Here is a 12,615-nt window from a genome sequence, read left to right as displayed (position 1 = left end):
TGAATTTCAGCGCATTTTTTTAACTAATTCAAAACAGTTTTATAGTTCAAAACCATAAGCTAAACGAACACCTACTTGCCCAACTCCTCTACCAAGAGAACCGTTGTTGTTCAAACGATCAAAATGATTGTAGTGTGTATAGTTCAAAGAAATATCTATGTATTTAGTAGCATAACCTATACTTGGAGATAACAATAAAGAAGTTTTATCTCTGGTATTTTCTACATTACTTGTTGCAAATGCTGCACCAGCTTCTCCCATTACGTAAAATTGGTCATTCCATACGAAAGCTTTAAAACCTGCTTTAGCTGGGATGATACCTAAATCTTTACCGTCTGCTTTGCTTACAAATAAATTAGTGTAACCTGTAGTCAACGTCAAAGAGTATCTTTTTGATAAATCATATTGTCCTCTTACATCTGCACCAAGTGATAATTTGTAAGGATCATTAACTGAATATCCTGCATTTGCACCAACACCTAAACGGAATCCTTGGTCGTAATTTGTTGCTTCATTTGTTGTTTCTTGCGCTTCTACATTGTTAGCAAACATCATTGCTATTGCTAATACAAATCCTGTTTTAATTTTTCCTGCGATTTTCATAATTGTAATATTTATTATTAATTTTTTTGTCATTTTGAATTGTAATTGGTACAAAACAACGGTACAAATGTATAGCTCGAAATCGCTTGGAATGTTATAGAATTACTTGGTTTTGTTATAGAATTACTTCTTTTTATATGGAATATTATAAAAAAAGGATGTTATATATTCAATTGTATCGATACAATTCAAAGCTTCTAATTATATTTGCTCAAAAAAAGACATAAAGTGAATTTATCTCAGTACTTCAAAGAGTTTTCTTATAATATTAAATTAGCATATCCCGTAATTTTGGGAATGTTGGGACATACATTAATAGGAATCGTTGATAATTTCATGGTAGGCAAATTAGGTTCTACTGAGTTGGCAGCGGTTTCGTTGGGCAACAGTTTTATATTCATAGCTTTATCATTAGGGATAGGGTTTTCTACGGCAATTACGCCATTAGTTGCTGAGGCTGATGCTGAAAAAGACGATCAAAAAATCCGCACTACTTTTCACCACGGATTGCTTTTATGTACGGTTTTAGGAGTTGCATTATTTATTCTGACAGTGCTCTCTAAACAAATTATGTATTTGATGCACCAACCCAAAGAAGTTGCTGATATGGCCGCTCCATATATTGACTGGGTGGCGTTTTCATTGATTCCAGTGATTATGTATCAGGGTTACAAACAATTTGCAGATGGTTTAGCCAAAACAAAATATTCGATGTATGCTATTTTTATGGCAAATGTGGTGCATATCTTCTTTAATTATGTACTGATTTACGGAATTTGGATTTTTCCAAAATTAGGGATTCTGGGTGCTGCATTGGGAACGGTATTGTCTAGAATAATGATGGTGGTTTTTATGCATTATCTGATGAAACGAAATTCGGCATTGAAAAAATATTTTAAGAATTTCAGTTTCAAAGAAATCCGAAAATCAATTTTGAAAAAAATTATCAATCTTGGTTTGCCTTCAGCAATGCAAATGTTGTTTGAGGTAACGTTATTTACGGCTGCCATTTGGCTTTCCGGTTCTTTGGGAAAAAATAGTCAGGCTGCCAATCAGATTGCACTTATTCTGGCATCCTCTACTTTTATGGTTGCAATGGGTTTAAGTGTTACTGCAATGATCCGAGTGAGTCATACCAAAGGAATGAACGATTATAAAAATTTGATTGTTGTGGCAAGATCTATTTTTCTATTGGCGATTATTCTAGAAACTTTCTTTGCGATAATCTTTGTGGTATTCCATAATTTTTTACCGCATCTATTCTTGAATATGAGCGATTCGACTCAAATGTTGGATAACGAAGAAATCATCCTAATCACTTCAAAATTGCTATTGATTGCGGCTATTTTTCAAATATCGGATGGAATTCAAGTTGTGGTTTTGGGAGCTTTACGTGGTTTGCAAGATGTGAAAATCCCTATGTACATTACCTTTGTGGCCTATTGGGTTATTGGTTTTCCTATTTCCTATTATTTAGGAAAATATACGGAACTGAAAGCTGTGGGAATCTGGATCGGACTTCTGGCAGGATTAACGGCTGCCGCTTTATTTTTGTATATTCGCTTTGCGAGATTGACAAGAAAGTTGGTGGTGCAAAACGAGAATAAATAAAATAATAAATTACTTAAATATTAAATTCATGGAATTACCAAAATTTTTACTAGGCGATAATACTGATTTTCCCGAAGATATTTTCATCATACACCTTGATTACCCAAGATTTATCATCAATCTTAAAGATGATGAAGTAGAGTTTATCGAAGAAGCTGAAGACCTTGACGAGGCAGAATTAAATGCTGAAATGGAAGGATTAATTGTTCTTGCCAATGAGTTTTACGATCGTGAAATGGAACGCTACGAGAAAGAGTAATTTTTATTTTTTAAAATACTTTTCCAATAATTTTTGAGCGGCTGCAAAGGGTGAAATTTCATCATTTTGCACTGCTTTTTTGATTGAATCCAATGATTTTTGAATTTCCGGATTGCTGTAAAAATTGGTTTTCAATTGCTCGTTGATAGTCTCCAACATCCAATATTGGTTTTGTTCTTTTCGTTTTTCAAAAAAGTAATTATTACCTTTTGTCAGCTCCAGGAATTTTTGAATGGTTTCCCAAACATCGGATATTCCTTCATGGGTTATGGCGCTGCAGGCTGCGGTTGTTGGTATCCAACCTGATTTTTTGGCAGGAAAAAGATGCAACGCTCTATTGAATTCCAGTTTGGCAAGATTGGCTCTTTTGATATTATCACCATCGGCTTTGTTGATGACAATAGCATCCGCCATTTCCATGATTCCGCGTTTGATACCTTGCAATTCATCGCCAGCACCAGAAATTTTTAATAAAAGAAAAAAATCAACCATGCTGTGAACGGCAGTTTCACTTTGACCTACGCCAACGGTTTCTATGATGATGGTATCAAAACCGGCAGCCTCACAAAGCGTAATAGTTTCACGGGTTTTTCTCGCTACACCACCTAATGTTTCTCCTGAAGCGGATGGTCGTATAAAAGCATTTTTATCTTTCACTAATTCTTCCATTCGGGTTTTATCACCCAAAATACTTCCATGCGAAATCGTGCTGCTGGGATCAACGGCAAGTACGGCTACTTTTTTTCCTAAACCGGTCAAGTATTTTCCAAAAGCTTCAATGAAGGTGCTTTTTCCAACGCCTGGAACACCGGTGATTCCTATTCTCACGGATTTATTGGCATAAGGCAAACAGGCATTTATCACTTCATTGGCTTTAGCCAAATGATTGACATTCGTACTTTCGACCAAAGTAATCGCACGACTCAGTGCAGTAATATTTTCGTCTAAAATTCCTTCAACGAGTTCTTTTGCCGAAGGTTGTATTTTTCTAAATTGCTGAATATGCCCAACAGCAACTGCGCTGATAATTTCTGGAGCAGAAATTCCGGGTTTTTCGTTTAAGGCGCTTGGATGGTATTTTTTATTTGGCAAAACTATTTTTTAGAATAGTAAAAATAATAAAAACTATCTTGAATAGACGGTCATTCTCTTAAAATGTCATTTCATTTTGATGGTTCCTCTTTTGTTGACGATATATCACAAATTTTATTTTTTTGAATTCATTTTATTTCTCATTAGTCAATATCTTTGCTGTATTATGACCAACTTTATCCTAATCTTTGTTTTTTTATTCCTAGGCATTGTATTCCAAAATATAAAAGGGTTTCCCGTAACTATTTACAAGCTGTTAAACAAGATTGTTATTTACATCTGTCTTCCAGCTTTGGCCTTGTATTATATTCCAAAAATAAAATGGAGTAATGAATTGCTATTTCCAATTGGTGTTGCTTGGATTGGATTCGTTGTTTCCTATTTATTTTTTAGTTTTTTAGGTAGCAAATTCGGGTGGTCTAAAAAACTTATAGGTTGTTTAATTTTAACGGCAGGTTTAGGAAATACTTCCTTTTTAGGTTTCCCAATAATTGAAGCATTATATGGGGAAGAAGGTTTGAAAACGGCTATTCTGGTCGATCAACCCGGTTCTTTTGTAGTGCTTTCTACCTTAGGGATTTTAGTGGCAACTTTATATTCCAGTGGCAATCCAAATGGTTTTCAAATCGCTAAAAAAATTCTTCTCTTTCCGCCATTTATAACTTTTTTAATTGCCTGTTTGATGAATGTAATGAATGTGGATTTCCATGAATATGCTCAGCTTTTCTTTCAAAAAATGGGAAGTGGAGTAACACCTTTGGCTTTACTTTCTGTTGGTTTGCAACTACGTTTTGAACGTAAAAGCCAGCATTGGAAATTTTTAGGACTCGGACTTTTGTATAAATTAATATTAACTCCGGCTCTCATTTACGTGTTGTATGTCTTAATTTTGCAACAGCATTCTAAAGTTATTCAAGTTGCTATAATGGAGTCAGCAATGGCGCCTATGATAACGGCTTGTATTTTAGCGTCCACACATGGTTTAAAACCCCGTTTAAGTAGTATGATGATTGGTTTTGGAATTCCATTATCGTTTATCACCTTGTTGTTTTGGTATTTTGTGGTTCAGTATGTTTGATTTTTAAATGCTGAATCTGAACCGATAATTAGTAATAAAGTTTTATAAAATATGAATGCATCTCTTGATACTGTTTCTAAAACAGAGACAACTCCTATTGCGCAGCAAACAGTTTATTCCATTCTATTTTCAATCGCATTTGCCCATTTATTGAACGATTTGTTGCAGTCCGTAATTCCGGCAGCGTATCCTATTTTGAAGGAAAATTTCAATTTAAGCTTCACACAAATCGGATTAATCACCTTGGCGTATCAATTGGCGGCCTCTATATTGCAGCCTTTGGTTGGTTTGTATACCGATAAAAAACCAAAACCTTTTTCTCAAATTTTCGGAATGTTGTTTACTTTATCCGGAATTGTATGTTTATCGTATGCTTCCAGTTTTGAAATGATTATAATTTCGGTGGTTTTAGTCGGAATTGGTTCTTCTATTTTTCATCCGGAAGCTTCCCGAATCTCCTTTTTGGCATCAGGTGGAAAGCGAGGTTTGGCACAATCCATTTTTCAGTTGGGAGGGAATGCCGGAACGGCCATCGGGCCTTTGTTAGTCGCCTTAATTGTAGTTCCTAATTCACAATATTACATCATTTGGTTTGTAGTTGTTGCCATCATCGGATTAATTGTCTTGAGTAGAATTGCACTTTGGTACCAAAACCATTTGAGTTTAAGAAGTGCAAAAAAAGCCGTAATCGATTTGCCTAATTTATCCCAAAAGAAGATTGTAATTTCGGTGGGAATTTTGCTGGTTTTGATATTTTCAAAATTCTTTTACATGGCCAGTATGTCCAGTTATTTTACGTTTTATTTAATCGAAAAATTTGGATTATCGGTTCAGGAAGCGCAATTTCATTTGGTTTTATTTTTGGCTTCTTGCGCCATAGGAACCTTAATTGGCGGACCGTTAGGTGATAAATTCGGAAGAAAATATGTGATTTGGTTTTCGGTCTTGGGAGCAGCACCTTTCACTTTATTGTTGCCGTATGTCGATTTGTTTTGGACAGGCGTTTTGTCAGTTGTAATTGGAATCATAATTTCCTCTGCATTTCCAGCTATCTTGGTTTATGCGCAAGAATTATTGCCTAAAAAACTCGGAATGGTTTCTGGTCTTTTCTATGGTTTTGCCTTTGGAATGGGTGGTTTGGGTTCCGCTTTATTGGGAAATCTTGCAGATCACACCAGCATAACGTATGTGTATTATCTTTGCGCCTATTTGCCTTTAATAGGGATTATAGCGTTCTTTTTACCTAATTTAAAGAAAAAATAACACTTCTTTTCAGGAGCTTTCTCCTGCTCTGCACTGTATTCCCGATTAATAAAAACTACGGCTGAAAAAGCCTTGTTTTTCTAAATCGGGAGATGCCGTTGCGATCAGGGCTAGGGCATTTCGTTTTCTCATTGTATTTTTTGGAAGTATTGCTTTCTGTTTTTCATAAACATTAGTACAATTTTAAGATTAGTTTTCTGCTTTATTGCTTTTATTTCAATACCTTACAGTGTTACTAATCAATAAATTAAATTACTATGGCAACATTACGATTAGGCGATATTGCTCCTGATTTTGAAGCAGAAACGTCACAAGGAAAAATAAAGTTTCATGAATGGTTAGGAGATTCTTGGGGAGTTCTATTCTCCCATCCTGCTGATTTTACACCTGTTTGTACCACCGAGTTAGGAACAGTTGCGAATTATTATCCTGAATTTGAAAAACGAAATGTAAAAGTAATCGCATTGAGTGTTGATGGTGTAGATTCGCATATGGAGTGGATTAAAGACATCAATGAAACTCAAAATACAACTGTAAATTTCCCTATAATTGCCGATGAAGACAAGCATATTGCTGAATTATATGATATGATTCATCCCAATGCGAGTGAGAGTTTCACCGTTCGTTCGGTTTTTATAATTGGACCAGACAAAAAAATAAAATTAACGTTAACCTATCCTGCATCAACCGGTAGAAATTTTGATGAATTATTGCGTGTAATTGATAGTTTGCAATTAACAGCAAAATATAGCGTAGCAACACCGGCAAACTGGAAAGATGGGGATAAGGTGGTAATCTCGACCTCGGTTAAGGACGAAGATATTGCTGCTAAATTTCCCAAAGGATACGAAAGAGTAAAACCTTATTTAAGAATGACACCACAGCCTAATAAATAGTAATTTTTAGTATATTTTTTAAATAGAAAAGCAGAATGAATTTATTTTTCATTCTGCTTTTTTATTTTGTAAAAAGTATATTTTTTACTTCTTATTCGTAATTAATAACCCGGAAATAATGATTCCCATGCTTATGATTTGGGTGAGCAAAATGGCCTGATTAAGAAAAAAATACGCCAGAATCCCACTGAATACAGGAATCAAATAATAAATCAATGCTGTTTTTGAAGTACCAATTAATCGAATGGCTTCGTTCCATAAATAAAAAGAAATTAAGGAAGCGCAAACGCCAACGTACGTGGTTATCAAGACTGTTTTGGTGTCAAAAATTACTTTTTTGTAATAGACATGTTCATACATATAAAACGGGAACAGTAAAATTGTACCAATTACAAAAACACTGAACAAAAATACTTTTGGACTTAATTCATCTGGTTTTTTGCGAACTAATATTGTATAACAAGCAAAAAAGAAGCAAGCCACAAGCATTAATAAATCCCCAATAGTAAAGTTGATATGCAGTAATGCTTGTATGGAACCTTTGGAAATTAGCACAAGGACTCCAGTGATTATGGTTACAATTCCCACTATTTTTATATTGGACACTTTCTCTTTAAAAATAATTCTGGAGAGTACAACAATAAATAACGGAATTGAAATTGCGATTAACGATAAGTTGACGGCACTCGTTGTTTTTCCTGCAAAGTAAATCAGCGTATTAAAAATAGTGATGCCCAATACTGCTGTAAGCGTAAGATACCGAATGTGTTTCTTTACAATTTTGAAATTTTCATAAGTGCTTTTTATGGCAAATGGAGCCAAAACGATGCAAGCAACAGTCCAGCGCCAAAAAGCCAATCCAACAGGAGGAATGTGTCCTTTTATGCCACTGGCAATTACCATATTTACGGACCACATTAAGGTAGCAAATAAGGCAAACAAAACCCCTTTAGTCGTATTGCTCATTAAACCAAATTATGAATTTTGGCATACTGTAACAACATAATCGTCTTTGCGTCTTGCATTTTACCAGATTCAATCATAGAATATGCTTCGTCAAAAGACATTTCCATTACATCAATATTTTCTTCTTCATGTGCTACTCCGCCACCGTCGCTTACTTTCATAGATTCATCGTATTCACCAACAAATAAATATAAAATTTCAGTTACAGCACCTGGAGACATATAGGTTTCCATCACCTTTTTGACTTTAGTAATACGGTATCCTGTTTCTTCTTCGGTTTCTCGAATAATGCATTGCTCCGGATTGTCTGCGTCCAAAAGCCCGGCACAAACCTCAATCATCATTCCGGTTTCATTTCCGTTAAGGTAGGTTGGCAAGCGAAACTGTCGCGTTAAAATAACTGTTTTTTGTTGTGTGTTGTATAATAAAATGGCAGCGCCGTTTCCTCTATCATAGACTTCTCTTTTTTGGGTAATCCACGAGTCGTCTTTTTTTTGATAGTCAAAAGTTACTTTGTTTAAGATATACCAATTGTCAGATAGCAATTCGGTTTTTTGTATTTTGATAGTTGGGTTTTTCATGGATGTATTGAAAGTATTTTTTTTCTGTTTAAGTAGAAAATTATTAGTAAAAAATAATCCAGTCTCGACTCCCTTTCCTTTGGAGAGGGTTGGGGAGAGGAAAAAAAAACGTCCCGATTTATCGGGACGTTTGGTAATCTTATTTCAGAATAGTTTGCTTTCTGTCTGGACCTACAGAAACTATTTTGATAGGAACTTCAACTTCTTTTTCAATGAATGCAATGTATTCTTTCAACTCTGTCGGTAATTCATCGTAAGTTGTCATACCCGTTAAGTCTTGTTTCCATCCTTTGAAATCCTGATATACCGGAGTTACATTTTCTGGTTCGATGTTATAAGGGAAATGAGAAATTTTCTCTCCTTTATAATTGTATTCCGTACATACTTTCAATGTTTCAAATCCTGAAAGTACATCACCTTTCATCATCATCAGTTGCGTTACACCATTAACCTGAACAGCGTATTTAAGTGCTACTAAGTCTAACCAGCCACAACGTCTTTGTCTTCCGGTTACAGATCCAAATTCATTTCCTACACGTGCCATAGTAGCACCATCTTCGTCAAAAAGTTCAGTAGGGAACGGACCACTTCCTACGCGTGTTACGTAAGCTTTGAAAATCCCGTATACTTCCTTGATTTTATTTGGAGCAATCCCTAAGCCGGTACAAGCGCCAGCAGCGGTAGTGTTAGATGAAGTTACAAATGGATACGTTCCAAAATCAACATCTAATAATGAACCTTGAGCACCTTCACATAATATTGATTTACCTGCTTTTTGAGCTTGGTGTAAATATTCTTCGCTATCGATAAAATCTAATTTTTTTAATTCTTCGATGGCTTCAAAAAATTCTTTTTCTAATTCCTCTAAATTGTATTGGATAGCAACATCATAAAATTTTATCATTGCTTCATGCTTGTCAGCCAAAGCTCTGTAACGATCTGCAAAATCTTCTAATTCAATATCACCTACACGAAGACCATTTCTTCCTGTTTTGTCCATATACGTTGGACCAATTCCTTTTAATGTAGAACCAATTTTTGCTTTCCCTTTAGAAGCTTCAGAAGCGGCGTCTAATAAACGGTGCGTTGGTAAAATTAAATGCGCTTTTCTTGAAATGATTAATTTGCTTTTGATGTCTAAATTAAATTTTTCAAGACCTTCGATTTCTTTTTGAAAAACTACAGGATCAATCACAACTCCGTTTCCAATGATATTTATTGCAGTTTTATGAAAAATACCGGAAGGAATTGTTCTAAGAACATGTTTTATTCCGTCAAATTCCAAAGTATGTCCTGCATTTGGACCTCCTTGAAAACGAGCAATAATATCATAATTTGAAGTTAGAACATCAACAATTTTTCCTTTTCCTTCATCTCCCCATTGTAATCCTAGTAATAAATCTACCGTCATTCTGAATGTTATTTGTAGTTAGTTTTTATGTTTATGAACGATTTTCTTCGTCCAAGTTGTTCTTTTGTTTCTTTGTTCCATAGAGATACAACGAGTGGTTGGTAATTTCTATATCGAATATTTCTTCAATTGTTTTCTTGATACTTTGAATTCTTGGATCACAAAACTCGATTACTTCACCCGTATCAGTCATTATAATATGATCGTGCTGCTTGTCAAAATATGATTTTTCGTAATGTGCCTGATTTTGTCCAAATTGGTGTTTGCGCACTAAAGCGCAGTCCAATAATAATTCGATAGTGTTGTAAAGAGTTGCTCTACTCACACGATAGTTTTTATTTTTCATTTTGATATAAAGATTCTCTACATCAAAATGTTCTTCGCTATCGTAAATTTCCTGAAGGATAGCATAGCGTTCAGGAGTCTTTCTATGTCCTTTTTTTTCAAGATACATTGTAAAAACATTTTTTACAATTTCTTGGTTTTTGGTGTTATCGGTGGAAATGAGTGTCATATCTGGCAAAGATAAATTTTTTAGTTTAAAGTTTAAAGTTTCCGGTTTGTTTAGTTTCAAGTTTGTTCGGATACAAGTTGGAAAACATATTTCTGACAGAAAAACTTGAAACTTTTCTAAGTTTTATAAACTCTGGTAACCTTATCAATTCCGTCAATTTTTTTGATGTTATTGATTAATTTCTTTAATATCGTATTGTTTTGAACAATTACGGCAACTTGCCCATGAAATATACCTGCATCTGTGCTTAAAGAAATGCTCTGAATATTAACATGCATATTATTTGAAATCACTTTAGTTAATTGGTTTGTAAGTCCTAAAACGTCCATTCCTGTTATATTTATGATGGCTTTGAATTCTTCTTGCGAAGAATCAATCCATTTGGCCGTCATTATTCTATAGGCATAGTTGGATTGCATTCCTATTGCGTTTGGACAATCTTTTTTATGGACTTTTATCCCTTCGTTTATAGTGACAAATCCAAATACGTCATCGCCAGGGATTGGATTGCAACAAGGGGATAATTTATAATCCAGTTTGTCATGTTCTTTCCCAAAAACAAGCATGTCATAATTGCTGCTTATTATTGGTTTGTGAATATCTTCGTCTGCGGTTGCACTCGCGGAACGTTTTATTTTATTTTTGAAGAAATTAATAAAAGTGTTGCTCTTTTGTGCTGCGTAATCTTTGAGTTGCTGGTTCTCAATGGCGCCAATTCCCACTCTGTAAAATAAATCTAAGCTTGTTTTTAATTTGAAAAAGTTGACTAATTCGTTAATCACTTGTTCGCTCAATGTTATTTTTAAATGTTTTAATTTTCGGGTCAGCAGTTCTTTTCCTTCTTCGCCAATTTTCTTGGTATTTTCGTTTAGAACGTTTTTTATCTTTGTTTTGGCTCTCGAAGTCGTTACATAATCCAGCCAGTTGACGGTTGGTTTTTGATGTTGAGAAGTAATAACTTCTATTTGATCGCCGCTTTTTAATTCGAAATTCAAAGGGACTAATTTCCCATTGACGCGCGTTCCTCTGGTGCGAATTCCTATTTCAGAGTGAATGCTAAACGCAAAATCCAGTGAAGTAGCTCCTTTTGGTAGCGATTTTATCTCTCCTTTTGGAGTAAACACAAAGATTTCTTTGGAATATAAATTCATTTTGAAATCTTCCACAAAATCTACTGCATTTGTTTCGGAATTTTCGAGTGCTTCTTTTAATAAATTTAACCAAACATCCAGGCCACTTTCTTCGGTAGCTCCGTTTTTATATTTGTAATGTGCGGCATATCCTTTTTCCGCAATTTCATCCATGCGTTCGCTTCGAACTTGTACTTCAACCCATCGCCCTTTTGGCCCCATAACAGTAATGTGCAGGGCTTCGTAACCGGTAGATTTCGGAGATGAAATCCAGTCACGCAAACGGCTTGGACTCGGTCTGTAATGATCGGTTACAATTGAATAAATTTTCCAGGCGATAAACTTCTCGTCATGAGGATTTGATTTATACACAATGCGCAACGCAAATTTATCATACACTTCATCAAAGCTTACGTTTTGCGCTTTCATTTTTCTGCGAATCGAATAAATAGATTTTGGTCGGCCTTTTATAATATAATCAATTCCTTCGAGGTCTAATGATGCTTTTAAAACATTAGAAATATCTTCAATGTAAGCATCTTGCTCTTCTTTGGTTTCTTTTATTTTACTTACAATATCATTATAAACAGCCGGTTCCGTATATTTTAACCCTAAATCTTCCAACTTGGTTTTGATGTTGTATAACCCCAGTCGATGCGCTAATGGAGCATATATGTACAAAGTTTCAGATGCAATTTTAGTTTGTTTGTCCTCTTGCATCGAATCCATTGTTTGCATATTATGCAATCGATCGGCTAGTTTAATGAGAATTACACGCACATCATCGTTCAGCGTCAATATCATTTTGCGAAAATTTTCGGCTTGCATGGAAACATTCAAATCTCTTTGCACCATTGATATTTTTGTCAATCCTTCAACGATTTGAGCGACTTTAGGATTAAACAAACGTTCGATGTCCTGAACTGTAGTTGGAGTATCCTCAACAACATCATGCAATAATGCAGCTGCAATAGATGTTGCTCCCAAACCTATTTCTGACGCAACAATTTTTGCTACAGCAATAGGGTGGAAAATATAGGCTTCACCGGATTTTCTTCGTTGCTCTTTGTGAGCCTCTACTGATACGTCAAATGCTTTTCGAATCAGTTTTTTGTCCTCATCGCTTAACGTTTGGTAGCTTATACGAAGTAACTCTTTGTATTCTTGAGCAATTGCTTTATTTTCTTTTTCTATATCTATTTCTGTCATAA

At 34.9% G+C, this 12,615-nt stretch carries 12 protein-coding genes; 5 read left to right on the top strand and 7 right to left on the bottom strand.

Features of this window, described 5'->3' with window-relative positions; all coding sequences use genetic code 11:
- Positions 1 to 39: 39 nt before the first annotated feature.
- Positions 40 to 603 (bottom strand): hypothetical protein, encoded by a 564-nt coding sequence (locus tag BMX64_RS00355; RefSeq protein WP_091166503.1) that lies wholly within the window; start codon positions 601 to 603, stop codon positions 40 to 42.
- Between the two features lie 228 nt (positions 604 to 831).
- On the opposite strand from BMX64_RS00355, the gene BMX64_RS00350 reads away from it, so the two are divergent.
- Both BMX64_RS00350 and BMX64_RS00345 read left to right on the top strand, forming a co-directional pair.
- Positions 832 to 2,214, top strand: coding sequence for an MATE family efflux transporter (locus BMX64_RS00350; RefSeq protein ID WP_091164538.1), 1,383 nt, complete (start codon positions 832 to 834; stop codon positions 2,212 to 2,214).
- 28 nt (positions 2,215 to 2,242) lie between these two features.
- Positions 2,243 to 2,473: a hypothetical protein gene (locus BMX64_RS00345; RefSeq protein WP_091164535.1), complete on the top strand. Its 231-nt coding sequence runs from the start codon at positions 2,243 to 2,245 to the stop codon at positions 2,471 to 2,473.
- A gap of 3 nt (positions 2,474 to 2,476) precedes the next feature.
- On the opposite strand, the gene meaB is transcribed toward BMX64_RS00345, so the two are convergent.
- Positions 2,477 to 3,565, bottom strand: coding sequence for a methylmalonyl Co-A mutase-associated GTPase MeaB (meaB, locus tag BMX64_RS00340; protein WP_091164531.1), 1,089 nt, complete (start codon positions 3,563 to 3,565; stop codon positions 2,477 to 2,479).
- Between the two features lie 166 nt (positions 3,566 to 3,731).
- Here meaB and BMX64_RS00335 point away from each other — a divergent pair, with 166 nt between their 5' ends.
- From BMX64_RS00335 to BMX64_RS00325, 3 genes are all read left to right on the top strand, one after another.
- The gene (locus BMX64_RS00335; protein WP_091164528.1) at positions 3,732 to 4,643 is read left to right on the top strand and encodes an AEC family transporter; all 912 of its coding nucleotides are present in this window, start codon (positions 3,732 to 3,734) and stop codon (positions 4,641 to 4,643) included.
- A gap of 51 nt (positions 4,644 to 4,694) precedes the next feature.
- Positions 4,695 to 5,906 (top strand): MFS transporter, encoded by a 1,212-nt coding sequence (locus BMX64_RS00330; protein ID WP_091164525.1) that lies wholly within the window; start codon positions 4,695 to 4,697, stop codon positions 5,904 to 5,906.
- Between the two features lie 257 nt (positions 5,907 to 6,163).
- Complete coding sequence (locus tag BMX64_RS00325) at positions 6,164 to 6,802, top strand: peroxiredoxin (RefSeq protein ID WP_091164521.1); 639 nt, start codon at positions 6,164 to 6,166, stop codon at positions 6,800 to 6,802.
- Positions 6,803 to 6,886: 84 nt separating this feature from the next.
- On the opposite strand, the gene BMX64_RS00320 is transcribed toward BMX64_RS00325, so the two are convergent.
- The 5 genes from BMX64_RS00320 to BMX64_RS00300 all read right to left on the bottom strand — a co-directional run bounded on the left by BMX64_RS00320 (position 6,887) and on the right by BMX64_RS00300 (position 12,613).
- Complete coding sequence (locus BMX64_RS00320; RefSeq protein WP_091164518.1) at positions 6,887 to 7,768, bottom strand: DMT family transporter; 882 nt, start codon at positions 7,766 to 7,768, stop codon at positions 6,887 to 6,889.
- Positions 7,768 to 8,349 carry a GDP-mannose pyrophosphatase NudK gene (gene nudK / locus BMX64_RS00315; RefSeq protein ID WP_091164515.1) on the bottom strand — a complete coding sequence of 194 codons (582 nt, stop codon included), beginning with the start codon at positions 8,347 to 8,349 and terminating at the stop codon, positions 7,768 to 7,770. The genes BMX64_RS00320 and nudK overlap by 1 nt, the downstream gene beginning before the upstream one ends.
- Before the next feature lie 139 nt (positions 8,350 to 8,488).
- On the bottom strand, positions 8,489 to 9,760 hold the full coding sequence (locus tag BMX64_RS00310; protein ID WP_091164512.1) for an adenylosuccinate synthase: 1,272 nt from the start codon (positions 9,758 to 9,760) through the stop codon (positions 8,489 to 8,491).
- Between the two features lie 31 nt (positions 9,761 to 9,791).
- A complete protein-coding gene (locus tag BMX64_RS00305; RefSeq protein WP_091166502.1) occupies positions 9,792 to 10,274 on the bottom strand; it encodes a Fur family transcriptional regulator in 483 nt (160 codons plus the stop codon).
- A gap of 116 nt (positions 10,275 to 10,390) precedes the next feature.
- The gene (locus BMX64_RS00300) at positions 10,391 to 12,613 is read right to left on the bottom strand and encodes a RelA/SpoT family protein (RefSeq protein ID WP_091166501.1); all 2,223 of its coding nucleotides are present in this window, start codon (positions 12,611 to 12,613) and stop codon (positions 10,391 to 10,393) included.
- Between the last annotated feature and the right edge of the window lie 2 nt (positions 12,614 to 12,615).

It is taken from the genome of Flavobacterium sinopsychrotolerans (genome assembly GCF_900110375.1).
Lineage (GTDB): Bacteria > Bacteroidota > Bacteroidia > Flavobacteriales > Flavobacteriaceae > Flavobacterium > Flavobacterium sinopsychrotolerans.
This window is presented reverse-complemented; position numbering and strand designations above follow the sequence as displayed.

What these genes read in the sequence shown, in the direction of transcription:
- BMX64_RS00310 (WP_091164512.1), bottom strand. Translation starts at nt 9,760, where the DNA reads ATGACGGTAGATTTATTACTAGGATTACAATGGGGAGATGAAGGAAAA.
- BMX64_RS00305 (WP_091166502.1), bottom strand. Translation starts at nt 10,274, where the DNA reads ATGACACTCATTTCCACCGATAACACCAAAAACCAAGAAATTGTAAAA.
- BMX64_RS00300 (WP_091166501.1), bottom strand. Translation starts at nt 12,613, where the DNA reads ATGACAGAAATAGATATAGAAAAAGAAAATAAAGCAATTGCTCAAGAA.
- BMX64_RS00330 (WP_091164525.1), top strand. Translation starts at nt 4,695, where the DNA reads ATGAATGCATCTCTTGATACTGTTTCTAAAACAGAGACAACTCCTATT.
- BMX64_RS00355 (WP_091166503.1), bottom strand. Translation starts at nt 603, where the DNA reads ATGAAAATCGCAGGAAAAATTAAAACAGGATTTGTATTAGCAATAGCA.
- BMX64_RS00320 (WP_091164518.1), bottom strand. Translation starts at nt 7,768, where the DNA reads ATGAGCAATACGACTAAAGGGGTTTTGTTTGCCTTATTTGCTACCTTA.
- BMX64_RS00325 (WP_091164521.1), top strand. Translation starts at nt 6,164, where the DNA reads ATGGCAACATTACGATTAGGCGATATTGCTCCTGATTTTGAAGCAGAA.
- BMX64_RS00335 (WP_091164528.1), top strand. Translation starts at nt 3,732, where the DNA reads ATGACCAACTTTATCCTAATCTTTGTTTTTTTATTCCTAGGCATTGTA.
- nudK (WP_091164515.1), bottom strand. Translation starts at nt 8,349, where the DNA reads ATGAAAAACCCAACTATCAAAATACAAAAAACCGAATTGCTATCTGAC.
- BMX64_RS00345 (WP_091164535.1), top strand. Translation starts at nt 2,243, where the DNA reads ATGGAATTACCAAAATTTTTACTAGGCGATAATACTGATTTTCCCGAA.